Annotated in this window: 8 protein-coding genes and 1 tRNA gene; 4 read left to right on the forward strand and 5 right to left on the reverse strand. The window is 68.4% G+C overall.

All coding sequences use genetic code 11. From position 1 onward, the window contains the following. Positions 1–67: 67 nt before the first annotated feature. The 4 genes from rpoD (at position 68) to KRX52_RS03170 (ending at position 5,759) form a co-directional block, all read left to right on the forward strand. Positions 68–1,924 (forward strand): RNA polymerase sigma factor RpoD, encoded by a 1,857-nt coding sequence (gene rpoD / locus KRX52_RS03155; protein ID WP_217679708.1) that lies wholly within the window; start codon positions 68–70, stop codon positions 1,922–1,924. Between the two features lie 113 nt (positions 1,925–2,037). Beyond that, positions 2,038–5,061: a bifunctional diguanylate cyclase/phosphodiesterase gene (locus KRX52_RS03160; RefSeq protein ID WP_217679709.1), complete on the forward strand. Its 3,024-nt coding sequence runs from the start codon at positions 2,038–2,040 to the stop codon at positions 5,059–5,061. Between the two features lie 108 nt (positions 5,062–5,169). Beyond that, a tRNA-Ile gene (locus tag KRX52_RS03165) sits at positions 5,170–5,246 on the forward strand. 177 nt (positions 5,247–5,423) lie between these two features. Next, the gene (locus KRX52_RS03170; RefSeq protein WP_217679710.1) at positions 5,424–5,759 is read left to right on the forward strand and encodes a DUF2388 domain-containing protein; all 336 of its coding nucleotides are present in this window, start codon (positions 5,424–5,426) and stop codon (positions 5,757–5,759) included. Positions 5,760–5,827: 68 nt separating this feature from the next. Here the strand turns inward: KRX52_RS03170 and gcvP are convergent, their stop codons facing one another. From gcvP to KRX52_RS03195, 5 genes are all read right to left on the reverse strand, one after another. Continuing rightward, the gene (gene gcvP, locus KRX52_RS03175) at positions 5,828–8,701 is read right to left on the reverse strand and encodes an aminomethyl-transferring glycine dehydrogenase (protein ID WP_217679711.1); all 2,874 of its coding nucleotides are present in this window, start codon (positions 8,699–8,701) and stop codon (positions 5,828–5,830) included. Positions 8,702–8,812: 111 nt separating this feature from the next. After that, positions 8,813–9,196: a glycine cleavage system protein GcvH gene (gene gcvH / locus KRX52_RS03180; RefSeq protein WP_217679712.1), complete on the reverse strand. Its 384-nt coding sequence runs from the start codon at positions 9,194–9,196 to the stop codon at positions 8,813–8,815. A 99-nt stretch (positions 9,197–9,295) separates the two neighbouring features. Beyond that, positions 9,296–10,381, reverse strand: a complete 1,086-nt coding sequence (gcvT, locus tag KRX52_RS03185) for a glycine cleavage system aminomethyltransferase GcvT (RefSeq protein ID WP_217679713.1) — start codon at positions 10,379–10,381, stop codon at positions 9,296–9,298. A 73-nt stretch (positions 10,382–10,454) separates the two neighbouring features. Continuing rightward, complete coding sequence (locus KRX52_RS03190; RefSeq protein WP_217679714.1) at positions 10,455–12,071, reverse strand: ABC transporter permease; 1,617 nt, start codon at positions 12,069–12,071, stop codon at positions 10,455–10,457. Positions 12,072–12,202: 131 nt separating this feature from the next. Further along, a complete protein-coding gene (locus KRX52_RS03195; protein ID WP_217679715.1) occupies positions 12,203–13,204 on the reverse strand; it encodes an extracellular solute-binding protein in 1,002 nt (333 codons plus the stop codon). Positions 13,205–13,238 lie beyond the last annotated feature (34 nt).

The following is a 13,238-nucleotide window of genomic DNA, read 5'->3' on the forward strand; positions in this document are numbered from 1 at the left end:
CCCCCGGATCGAGTATAATGCTCGGCTTCTTTTCAGCCCGCCAAGACCTTCAGTGGATAGGGTGAACATGTCCGTTAAAGCGCAACAGCAGTCCCGTCTCAAAGAGTTGATCGCCCGTGGCCGCGAGCAGGGTTACCTGACTTACGCCGAGGTCAACGACCACCTGCCGGAAGATATTTCCGATCCGGAGCAGGTGGAAGACATCATCCGCATGATCAACGACATGGGGATCAACGTATTCGAGACAGCTCCGGATGCGGATGCCCTGCTGCTCGCCGAAGGGGGAGATACCGACGAGGCTGCCGCCGAGGAAGCCGCCGCCGCCCTCGCCGCGGTAGACAGCGACATCGGCCGCACCACCGACCCGGTGCGCATGTACATGCGCGAAATGGGCACCGTGGAGCTGCTGACCCGCGAAGGCGAGATCGAGATCGCCAAGCGCATCGAGGAAGGGATCCGTGAGGTGATGAGCGCCATCGCCCAGTTCCCCGGCTCGGTGGAAGGCATCCTCGCCGAATACCAGCGGGTCACCAGCGAAGGTGGCCGCCTGTCCGACATCCTCAGCGGCTACATCGACCCCGACGACGGCACCCTGCCGGCGGAAAGCGAGGCCGTGCCAACTCCGGTCGCCAAGGAAGTCGCGCCGGCTGCAGAGACGGAAGAGGACGACGAGGAAGCCAAGGCCGACACCAGCGAAGAAGAAGGCGATGGCGGCCCGGATCCGGAAGAAGCCGCCCGCCGCTTCGGCGCCGTGGCCGAGCAGCTGGAGAAGGCCCGCAAGGCGCTGAAGAAGTTTGGCCGCGGCAGCGCCCAGGCTACCGCCGAGCTGACCGCGCTGGCCGAGCTGTTCATGCCGATCAAGCTGGTGCCCAAGCAGTTCGACGTCCTCGTCGCCATGGTCCGCGACGCCCTCGACCGCGTGCGTCAGCAGGAACGCGCCATCATGCAGCTGTGCGTGCGCGACGCCCGCATGCCGCGTGCCGACTTCCTCAAGCTGTTCCCCAGCAACGAGATCAACCTGAGCTGGAGCGAAGGTCTGAGCGGTGGCAAGGCCAAGTACGCCGAGGCCATCGGTCGGGTGCAGGCCGACATCCAGCGCAACCAGCAGATCCTCGTCGACCTCGAAAACGAGGTCGGCCTGACCATCGCCGAGATCAAGGACATCAACCGCTGCATGTCGGTCGGCGAGGCCAAGGCGCGGCGGGCGAAGAAGGAAATGGTCGAGGCCAACCTGCGCCTGGTCATCTCCATCGCCAAGAAGTACACCAACCGCGGCCTGCAGTTCCTCGACCTGATCCAGGAAGGCAACATCGGCCTGATGAAGGCGGTGGACAAGTTCGAATACCGCCGCGGCTACAAGTTCTCGACCTACGCCACCTGGTGGATCCGCCAGGCGATCACCCGCTCGATCGCCGACCAGGCGCGCACCATCCGCATCCCGGTGCACATGATCGAGACGATCAACAAGCTCAACCGCATCTCCCGGCAGATGCTGCAGGAGATGGGCCGCGAGCCGACTCCGGAAGAGCTGGGCGAGCGCATGGAGATGCCCGAGGACAAGATCCGCAAGGTATTGAAGATCGCCAAGGAACCGATCTCCATGGAAACGCCGATCGGTGACGACGAAGACTCGCACCTGGGCGACTTCATCGAGGACTCCAGCATGCAGTCGCCGATCGACGTGGCGACCGTGGAAAGCCTCAAGGAAGCCACCCGCGAGGTCCTCGCCGGCCTCACCGCCCGCGAAGCCAAGGTGCTGCGTATGCGCTTCGGCATCGACATGAACACCGACCACACCCTCGAGGAAGTCGGCAAGCAGTTCGATGTCACCCGCGAGCGCATCCGCCAGATCGAGGCCAAGGCCCTGCGCAAGCTGCGCCACCCGACCCGCAGCGAACACCTGCGCTCGTTCCTCGACGAGTAAGCTCACCGCCAGACGAAAAACCCCGGCACCGCAAGGCTCCGGGGTTTTTTATTGCGCGCAGGCGCGGCACAGTCTCTACACTTTGACGATGAACGCGCACACGAGGGATCGCCATGCCGCGCCTGCCGGCTCTGCCAGTACTCTGTCTGGCATTGCTCCCCGCCTACAGCCACGCCGCCCTGCCGGGATGGACCCGGGATCCGTGGCTGTTCCTTGCTCCCTATGCGGCGGCCCTGCTGCCGACCCTGCTGGTCCTTGGCCTGCTGCTGGGTGCCCGACTGCGCCGCCAGCGACGGCAGCTCGTGCGTCTGCAGCAGGCCCTGCAGGCACGCGCCGAGCACGAGCGTGGACTGCTGGACCGCGCCCCGCTGGTGATGTGGGAAATGCGCCGGCACGACCTGCGCTTCACCCACGTCTCGGCGCCGGACGGGGCGCTGCTCGGCTACCCCGTCAATGCCTGGCTGGCGGCGGACTTCTGCAGCCGCACCCTGTATCCGCCGGACGCCCCGGCCGCCCTCGCCTTTCTGCGCGGCGCAGGCGAACCCTCGCTAGCGCGGCACGAATGCCGGTGGATCGCCGCCGACGGTCGCCTGATCCGCCTGCTGGCTATCGTCCAGCGTCTCGGCGCGGGTGACGACGCCACGCTGCAGGGGCTGTTCATCGACATCGGCGAGAATCCGCTGAGCGAACAGGCGCTGCGCCAGTCCGAGCAGCAATACCGCTCGGCGTTTCACGACTGCCCCGAGATCATGCTGCTGATCGAACGCCACAGCGGACGCATCCTCGCCGCCAACCGGGCCTTCGAGGAAGCCACCGGCCTGCCGGCGGACAGCGCTTGCGGACACACCTCCAGCGAACTGGGCCTCTGGCGCCACCACGACCAGGGCCGCCTGGTGCTCAGCCAGCTACAGAGCCACGACCTGCAGAATGTCGAGGTCACCCTGATCCGCCGCGGCAACGAGGACTTCACCGGCCTGCTCTCGGCCAGGCGCGTCGAGCTGGATGGCCAGCCGGCCGCCATCGTGGTGCTGCGCGACCTTTCCGCCCTGCACCACACCCGCCAGCTGCTGCACGCCAGCGAGGAGAAGTTCGCCAAGGCGTTCTACGCCTCGCCGGATGCGCTGAGCATCACCCGCCTGCGCGATGGCCGGCTGCTCGAGGCCAACCCCGGCTTCACCCAGATCACCGGCTACAGCCCGAGCGAGGCCATCAACCACAGCACCCTCGAACTGGGCCTGTGGGTCGACCCGGCCGATCGCCAGCGCCTGATGCGCCAGCTCGAGCAGGACGGCAGCGCGCAGCACCTGTCCGCCCGGGTACGCACCCGCGACGGCCAGGAGCGCCTGTGCGAGTTCAACGCCCAGCCCCTGCAGATCGACGGCGAGGACTGCGCACTGATCATCGCCCGCGACATCAGCGAGCGCGCGCAGATGCAGGAGCGCCTGCAACAGGCCGCCACGGTGTTCGAAAGCACCGCCGAAGGGGTGATGATCACCGACCTCGACCAGCGCATCGTCGCCATCAACCGCGCCTTCAGCGCCATCACCGGCTACAGCGAAAGCGAGGCCCTCGGCCAGACCCCGCAGCTGCTGGCCTCCGGACAGCACGGCCAGGAGTTCCAGGAGGAGATCGGCAGCAGCCTCGAGCGCGACGGCCACTGGCAGGGCGAGATCTGGAGCCGGCGCAAGAACGGCGAGTCCTATCCGGCCTGGATGACCATCAGCGCCGTGCGCAACGGCGGCAACCGGATTTCGCACCATGTCGCGGTGTTCGCCGACATCACCAGCCTCAAGCACGCCCAGGCGCGCCTCGACTACCAGGCCCACCACGACCCGCTGACCGGTCTGCCCAACCGCCTGCTGTTCGAGAACCGCCTGCAGCTGGCCCTCGACGAGGCGAAGACCGAACAACGCCGCGGGGCCGTGCTGTTCCTCGACCTCGACCGCTTCAAGCACATCAACGACAGCCTCGGCCATCCGGTCGGCGACCTGCTGCTGCAGGGTATTGCCAAGCGTCTGCGCGAACAGCTGCGCGAAGTCGACACCGTGGCCCGTCTCGGCGGCGACGAGTTCATCGTGCTGATGCCCAGCGTCTCGCAGACCAGCGACGTCGAGCGGGTCGCCAGCAAGCTGATGGGCGCCTTCAGCACCCCGTTCAACGCCGACGGTCACGAGTTCTTCATGAGCTCGAGCATGGGCATCAGCCTGTTTCCCGAACATGGCGAGGATGTCGCCACCCTGGTGAAGAACGCCGACAGCGCGATGTACCTGGCCAAGGCCCGCGGACGCAACCGCATCGAGTTCTATACCGCCGACCTGAGTTTCCTGGCCACCGAGCGCATGACCCTGGAAAACGACCTGCGCCGCGCGGCCGAGCGCGGCGAACTGCACCTGCACTACCAGCCCAAGCAGTGCCTGCACAGCGGCCGGCTGGTCGGTGCCGAGGCGTTGCTGCGCTGGCAGCATCCGCTGCACGGCGACGTGCCGCCGGAGCGCTTCATTGCCCTCGCCGAGGAAAACGGCAGCATCATCGAGCTGGGCGACTGGGTGTTGCAGGAAGCCTGCCGGCAGATGAGCGAGTGGCAGGCGCAATACCCGGCATTCGGCCCGCTGGCGGTCAACCTGGCCGGCCCGCAACTGCGCCAGCCGCGGCTGGTCGAGCGGATCAGCGAACTGCTGGCCGCTGCCGGCCTGGAGCCCGCCAGCCTGCAACTGGAAATCACCGAAACCTTCGTCATGAGCCAGAAGGAGGAGGCCCTGCCGATCCTCCAGGCGCTCAAGGAACTCGGCCTGCAGCTGGCGATCGACGACTTCGGCACCGGCTACTCGTCGCTGAGCTACCTCAAGCGCCTGCCCATCGACACCCTGAAGATCGACCAGTCGTTCGTTGCCGGCCTGCCGGACGATCCCAACGATGCAGCCATCACCCGCGCCATCATCGCCCTCGGCCACAGCATGCAGCTGACGGTGATCGCCGAGGGGGTGGAGACCAAGTCGCAGGAGCGCTTTCTCGCCTTCGAAGGCTGCCAGCAGATCCAGGGCTACGTGCTGAGCCGGCCGCTGTCGGCCGAGGACTTCGCGGCGCGCTTTCTCGTATCCCGGCAAACCCTTGGCTCCAACGCGCAGGCGCCGCTATAATCGCCGCGCCTTGCCGCCCCCTATGGTGCGCGGCAAGCCTGGAGAGGACGCCCGCCGGCCTCGCCGAATGGAACCACCCCGCCGGCATACAGCCTGGGGTTCGATAGCGGGCCTATAGCTCAGTTGGTCAGAGCAGGCGACTCATAATCGCTTGGTCGCAGGTTCAAGTCCTGCTGGGCCCACCATACAAATCAAAGGGTTAGGCAATTTCTGCCTAACCCTTTGGCGTTTCTGGGGCGGCGCTTTCCGCGCCCCTGCCGCGCCCGTGCCACAGCCGATGAGCGGTACCTGCTGCCGGGAACTCGGCGCCGCCCTTTTCCTCTGACGAGTCACGCCGTCCCGGTGTTTCAGAGGAGTCCATCATGCGCCGTACCCTGCTTGTCACATCCCTTGCCCTCCTGCCCGCCGCCAGCGCCCTGGCCGACCCTCGCGGGCACGACGCGGATATCGGCTGGGGAGAGGTTGCCACCTCCGCAGGGGTTTCCGCCTCGCTGTATTCCACCTTCAAGGACGAGAAGTTGGTGCTCGCCGCCGAGGACGACGCCTCCAGCTTCGTCGCCAGCGGCGGTGCCATCCGCGGCGCCTACCTGGAGGCCGCGCTGCAGCAGATCCGCCGCGATCATCCCGGCCTCAAGGCCAGCGACGAGGAACTGGCCAGCGCCATGCTCGCCAACGCCCAGGACGGCGCGCCACGCTGAGTTGCGGACTGTCGCCGCCCACCCAAAAGCCGTCGCAAGCGACGGCTTTGTCGTTGATGCCCCGCAGCTCACTCGCGATACGCCGCCACCGGCACGCAGGCACAGAACAGGTGGCGGTCGCCATAGACGTTGTCCACCCGGTTGACCGCCGGCCAGTACTTGAACGCCCGGGTATGCGCGCTGGGCGTCACCGCCTCGGCAATGGAGTAGGGGCGGTCCCACGCGCCGGTGATGTCCGCCAGGGTGTGCGGCGCGTTCTTCAGCGGATTGTCGTCCGCCGGCCACTCGCCGGACTCGACCTTGGCGATCTCGGCGCGGATGCCCAGCATGGCCTCGACGAAGCGGTCCAGCTCGGCCTTCGACTCGCTCTCGGTCGGCTCGATCATCAGCGTGCCGGGTACCGGGAAGGACATTGTCGGCGCGTGGAAACCGTAGTCCATCAGGCGCTTGGCGACGTCCTCCTCACTGATCCCGCTGGCGGCCTTGAGCGGACGCAGGTCGAGGATGCACTCGTGGGCCACCCGGCCGTTGCGCCCGCTGTAGAGCACCGGATAGGCCTCGCCCAGGCGCGCGGCCAGGTAGTTGGCGTTGAGGATCGCCACCTCGCTGGCCTCGGCCAGCTGCGGCCCCATCAGGGCGATGTACATCCAGCTGATCGGCAGGATGCTCGCGCTGCCCCAGGGTGCAGCGCTGACCGCGGTGTTCTGCGCCAGCGGCCCGTCCAGCTCGACCACCGGGTGGTTGGCGAGGAACGGCGCCAGATGCGCCTTCACCCCGATCGGCCCCATGCCCGGCCCACCGCCGCCGTGAGGAATGCAGAAGGTCTTGTGCAGGTTGAGGTGCGCCACGTCGGCGCCGATGTCGGCCGGGCGCGTCAGGCCGACCTGCGCGTTCATGTTCGCGCCGTCCATGTACACCTGGCCGCCGTGGGCATGCACCGCCGCGCAGATCTTGCGGATACCCTCCTCGTACACGCCATGGGTCGACGGATAGGTGATCATCAGGCAGGCCAGCCGCGCGCCGGCCGCCGCAGCCTTGGCCTCGAGGTCGGCGAGATCGACGTTGCCCTGGCTGTCGCAGGCCACCACCACCACGCGCAGGCCGGCCATCTGCGCCGAGGCCGGGTTGGTGCCGTGCGCCGAGGCCGGAATCAGGCAGATGTCGCGCTGCGTCTCGCCGCGGCTCTGGTGATAGTGGTGGATCGCCAGCAGTCCGGCGTACTCGCCCTGGGCGCCCGAGTTGGGCTGCAGGCTGATGGCGGCGAAGCCGGTGATGGCGCACAGCCAGGCCTCCAGCTCGGCGATCATCAGGCCGTAGCCGCGCGCCTGCTCGCGCGGCACGAAGGGATGCAGGCTGGCGAACTGCGGCCAGCTGACCGGCTGCATCTCGCTGGTGGCGTTGAGCTTCATGGTGCAGGAGCCGAGCGGGATCATCGCCTGGTTGAGCGCCAAGTCGCGCCCCTCCAGCTGGCGCAGGTAGCGCAGCATCTCGGTCTCGCTGTGGTGGCTGTTGAACACCGGATGGGAGAGGAACGCCGAGGTGCGTGCCAGCTCGGCGGGAATGCCGCCGGCCAGGGCATGGTCGTCGGCCAGTTCGGCGAGGTCGAAGCCGTGGTCGGCACCGAGCAGGATCTGCACCAGCTGCGCCACGGTATCCAGGCTGCAGGTCTCGTCGAGGCTGAGGCCGACCCGGCCATGGCCGAGGATGCGCAGGTTGATCCGCGCCGCCCGGGCGCTGTCGAGAATCGCCTGCTGCGCACCGCCGACGTCGAGGGTCAGGGTGTCGAAGAACTGCCGGTTGAGCCGACGGATGCCGCCCCGCTCGAGGACCTGGGCGAGGATCGCGGTCAGCCGCTGCACCCGCCCGGCAATGCGCCGCAGGCCCGCCGGACCATGATAGACCGCGTAGAAGCCGGCCATGTTGGCCAGCAGCGCCTGCGACGTGCAGATGTTGGAGTTGGCCTTCTCGCGGCGGATGTGCTGCTCGCGGGTCTGCAGCGCCATGCGCAGGGCGACGTTGCCGCGCGCGTCCCTGGACACGCCGATGATGCGCCCGGGCATGGCGCGCTTGAACTCGTCGCAGGTGGCGAAGAAAGCCGCATGCGGGCCGCCGTAGCCCAGCGGCACGCCGAAGCGCTGGGCGCTGCCGAGGGCGATGTCGGCACCCAGCTCGCCGGGCGGGGTCAGCAGCACCAGCGCCAGCAGGTCGCAGGCGACGCAGGCCAGCGCCTGCTGGGCGTGCAGCTGGGCGATCAGCGGGCGCAGGTCGCGGATCTCGCCGTGAGTGTCGGGGTACTGCAGCAGGGCGCCGAACACCTGGTGCTGGCCGAGGTTTTCGGGGCTGTCGATCACCAGCTCGAAGCCGAAGCCGCTCGCGCGGGTCTGCAGCACGGAGAGGGTCTGCGGATGGCAGTTGGCGTCGACGAAGAAGCGGTTGCTGGCGCTCTTCGCCACCCGACGGGCCATGGCCATCGCCTCGGCGGCGGCGGTGGCCTCGTCGAGCAGCGAGGCGCCGGCCAGGTCGAGGCCGGTGAGGTCGCAGGTCAGCTGCTGGAAGTTGAGCAGCGCCTCCAGGCGGCCCTGGGCGATTTCCGGCTGGTAGGGCGTGTAGGCGGTGTACCAGCCGGGGTTCTCCAGCACGTTGCGCAGGATCACCGGCGGCGTGTGGGTGGCGTAGTAGCCCATGCCGATCAGGCTGGTCCAGCATTCGTTCTGTTCCGCGTAGCCACGCAAGCGCGCCAGCGCGGCCTGCTCGTCCAGCGCCGGCGGCAAGGCCAGCGGGCCGTCAAGGCGAATGGCCGGCGGCACGGTCTGCGTGATCAGTTCGGCGCGGCTGGCGACGCCGAGGGCAGCGAGCATGGCGCGCTGCTCGGCAGCATCGGGGCCGAGGTGGCGATGGCGGAAGGCTTCGGGCTGCAGCAGGTCACTGGGGCGGGCGGACATGGCACGGACTCCGGAACGGATATCCGGCCGCGGCAGCAGCCGGACAGGGCGTGAACGCGCTGCCGGCAGCCCGTCCGCTGGCAGCGGCACGAGCCACCAGCGGCAGAAGGATCAGGCGTCGCAGCTGGCCTGATAGGCGGCGGCGTCGAGCAGTTGCTGCAGCTCGGCCACGGCGGCCGGCTTGAGCTTGAAGAACCAGGCGCCGTAGGGGTCGTCGTTGACGCCTTCCGGCGCGTCGGCCAGCGCCTCGTTGATCGCCAGCACCTCGCCGGCGACCGGCGCGTAGATGTCCGAAGCGGCCTTCACCGACTCGACCACGCCGGCCTGCTCGCCGGCCGCCAGCTGCTTGCCGACTTCCGGCAGTTCGACATAGACCACGTCGCCCAGGGCTTCCTGGGCGTGGTCGGTGATGCCCACGGTGACGCTGCCGTCCTCTTCCAGACGGGCCCATTCGTGGCTGGCGGCGTAACGCAGTTCGGCAGGGGTCTTGCTCATTGTTGGATTCCTTGTTCGGTTCGGCGCCCGCAACGACGCCAGCGGAAAAGTGCGGTCAACAGTACATGGACGCAGCCGCGCCGGCTACGCCCCGCCGCCTCAGATCAGGGCCTTGCCGTGACGCACGAAACTCGGCTTGACCACCCGCACCGGGTACCACTTGCCGCGGATCTCCACCTCGGCGCGCTCGCCAGTGCCCGCCGGCACGCGGGCCAGGGCGATGGACTTGCCCAGGGTCGGCGAGAAGCTGCCACTGGTGATCTCGCCCTCGCCGAGGCCGGCGATGCGCACCACCTGGTGGGCGCGCAGCACGCCGCGTTCCTCGAGCACCAGACCGACCAGCTTGGTCTCCGCGCCGCCGCCGGCACGCTGGGCCTCGAGCGCGCCGCGACCGATGAACTCGCGCTCGCTCGGCTGCCAGGCGATGGTCCAGGCGAGGTTGGCCGCCATCGGCGTCACCGTCTCGTTCATGTCCTGGCCGTAAAGGTTGAGCCCGGCTTCCAGGCGCAGGGTGTCACGCGCGCCGAGGCCCGCCGGAGCGATGCCCGCGCCGACCAGATCGTTGAGGAAGCCCGGCGCCTCGGCGGCCGGCAGCATGATCTCCAGGCCGTCCTCGCCAGTGTAGCCGGTGCGGGCGATGAACCAGTCGCCCTCGGCCAGGCCGTGGAACGGTTGCAGCTCGCGGATCAGCGCGGCGCGCGGCGGGGTCACCAGTTCGGCGCACTTGTCGCGGGCATTCGGCCCCTGCACGGCGAGCATGGCCAGGTCGCTGCGCTCGGCCAGGGCCACGGCGAAGCCCTCGGCCTGCGCCTGCAGCCAGGCCAGATCCTTGGCCCGGGTGGCGGCGTTGACCACCAGGCGGTAGCCGTCGGCGGTGCGATAGACGATCAGGTCGTCGATCACGCCCCCCTCGGCGTTGAGCATGACGCCGTACAACGCCTTGCCGAGCTGATCCAGGCGCGCCACGTCGCTGGCCAGCAGCCGGCGCAGATACTCCCCGGCCTGCACGCCGGTGACATCGACCACGGTCATGTGCGAGACATCGAAGACCCCGCAGTCCTGGCGCACCTGGTGATGCTCCTCGACTTGCGAACCGTAGTGCAGCGGCATGTCCCAGCCGCCGAAATCGACCATCTTGGCGCCCAGCGCCACGTGCAGATCATAGAGGGGCGTACGCTGTCCCATGGGAACTCCTTCCGGGCCTCGAATGGCGGGCATTGTAGCTGCAAATGACCAGCCGGACATGGCCCCCCGACCTTCAGCCATAGCGCCGTGCCGAGCGGCGGATCAGGCCGATCACCGGCAGCAGGCCGACCAGCACCAGGGTCAGCGCTGGCAGCGCCGCGCGTGCCCACTCGCCCTCGCTGGTCATCTCGAACACCCGCACCGCCAGGGTATCCCAGCCGAACGGGCGCATCAGCAGGGTCGCCGGCATCTCCTTGAGCACGTCGACGAACACCAGCAGCGCAGCGCTCAGGGTGCCCGGCAGCAGCAGCGGCAGGTAGACGCGCAGGAACAGTTGCGGCCCGCCGACACCAAGGCTGCGGGCGGCTTCCGGCAGCGACGGGCGGATACGCGCCAGGCTGCCTTCCAGCGGCCCGAAAGCTACCGCCATGAAGCGGATCAGGTAGGCCAGCAGCAGCGCGCTGAGGCTGCCCAGCAGCCAGGGCTTGCCTTCGCCCCCCAGGGCGGCGGACAGCGGGATGACCAGATGACTGTCCAGCCAGCTGAAGGCCAGCATGATCGACACCGCCAGCACCGAGCCGGGCAGCGCATAGCCGAGGTTGGCCAGGCCGACCAGCGCCTGCATGCGCCGGGTCGCCGCCAGACGGCGGGCGAAGGCCAGCAGCATGGCCAGCGCCACGGTGAGCAGCGCCGCCAGACCGCCCAGATAGAGGGTGTGCAGGATCAGGCCGACGTAGCGCTCGTCGAGGTCGAAGCGCCCGCGCTGCCAGAACCACACCAGCAGCTGCAGCACGGGAATGACGAAGGCGCAGAGAAATACCAGCGTGCACCAAGCACTTGCCGCCAGTGCCTTGCCGCCACGCAGGGAGTACAGCGGTGCGCTGCGCGCCCGCTCGTTGCCGGTACGGCTGGCGCCGCGGGCGCGGCGCTCGGCGTAGAGCAGCAGCATCACCGCCAGCAGCAGTAGGCTGGCCAGCTGGGTGGCGCTGGACAGGCTGTAGAAGCCATACCAGGTCTTGTAGATGGCGGTGGTGAAGGTATCGAAGTTGAACACCGACACCGCGCCGAAGTCGGCCAGGGTCTCCATCAGCGCCAGCGCCAGGCCGGCGCCGATGGCCGGACGCGCCACCGGCAGGGCCACCCGCCAGAACGCCTGCCAGGGCGACAGGCCGAGCACCCGCGCCGCCTCCATCAGGCCCTTGCCCTGGGCGAGGAAGGCGCTGCGCGCCAGCAGGTAGACGTAGGGATAGAACACCAGCACCAGCACCAGGGTCACCCCCTCGGTGGAGCGCACCCGCGGCAGGCGCAGGCCGCTGCCGAACCACTCGCGCAGCAGGCTCTGCACCGGCCCGGAGAAATCCAGCAGGCCGACGAAGACGAACGCCAGCACGTAGGCGGGGATGGCGAAGGGCAGCATCAGCGCCCAGTCCAGCCACTTGCGGCCGGGGAATTCGCACAGTGCGGTCAGCCACGCCAGGCTGACGCCGAGCAGGGTCACGCCGACGCCGACGCCCAGCACCAGGCTCAGGGTGTTGCCGAGCAGGCGCGGCATCTGCGTATCCCACAGGTGGCGCCAGATCTCGCCGTCCACCTCGCCCCAGCTCAGCAGCAGGACGCTGAGCGGCAGCAGGACCAGAGCGGCAATGGCCGCGGCGGGCGGATACCAGCGGCGTTGGGCGGAATGGGCCACGCGGACTCCTTGGCAGGCGGGACACGGGAGAGGCCAACTGCGCTGCAAACGGCATGTTCAGACAACGGCGGCCAAACGAAAACGCCCCGGTTTTGGCCGGGGCGTCGAGTATAACCAACGGCGGACGGTAATCAGTTCCAGCCGGCACGATCCATCAGCTTGATCGCCTCGGCCTGGCGCTTGCCGGCCACTTCCACCGGAATGCTGTCGGCCTTGAAGCTGCCCCAGGCGGCCACTTCCTTGGACGGCGCGACCTGCGGATTGGCCGGGAACTCCTGGTTGACGCCAGCAAACACGCCCTGGGCTTCCGGGGTGGTCATCCACTCCAGCAGCTGCTGGGCGGCGGCGGCGTGCGGCGCATGCTGGGTCACGCCGGCGCCGGAGAGGTTGACGTGCACGCCGCGGTCGGCCTGGTTCGGCCAGAACAGCTTGACCTTCAGATCCGGCTTTTCCTTGTGCAGGCGGCCGAAGTAGTAGGTGTTGACCATGCCGACATCGCACTGGCCGGCATCGATGGCCTGCAGCAGCGCGGTGTCGTCGGCGAACACGTCGGTGGCCAGGTTGTTCACCCAGCCCTTGATGATCTGCTCGGTCTTCGCCGCGCCGTGGGTCTCGATCAGGGTGGCGGTCAACGACTGGTTGTAGACCTTCTTGCTGGTGCGCAGGCACAGGCGGCCTTCCCAGCTCTTGTCGGCCAGCGCCTCGTAGGTGCTCAACTCCTGCGGCTTGACCCGCTCGGTGGAGTAGACGATGGTCCGCGCACGCAGCGACAGGCCAGTCCAGGCGCCGGTGCTGGAGCGGTACTGGCTGGGGATGTTGGCCTCGATGACCGGCGACTTCAGCGGCTTGAGTACGCCCTGCTGCTCGGCCTGCCAGAGGTTGCCGGCATCCACGGTGATCAGCAGGTCGGCCGGGGTGTTCTCGCCTTCGGCCTTCAGGCGCGCCAGCAGCGGCGCTTCCTTGTCGGTGATGAACTTGACCTTGACCCCGGTCTTGGCGGTGTACTGGTCGAATACCGGCTTGATCAGCTCGTCGATGCGCGCCGAATAGACCACAACCTCGTCGGCGGCCTGCACGGTACCGGCCAGGGTGGTCAGCGCCAGGGCCGCCAGGATCTTCTTGTTTGCCTGCATGGAACACGCCTCGTAGGAAGGGTTGAGTTGGCAA

It is taken from the genome of Geopseudomonas aromaticivorans (assembly GCF_019097855.1).
Lineage (GTDB): Bacteria > Pseudomonadota > Gammaproteobacteria > Pseudomonadales > Pseudomonadaceae > Geopseudomonas > Geopseudomonas aromaticivorans.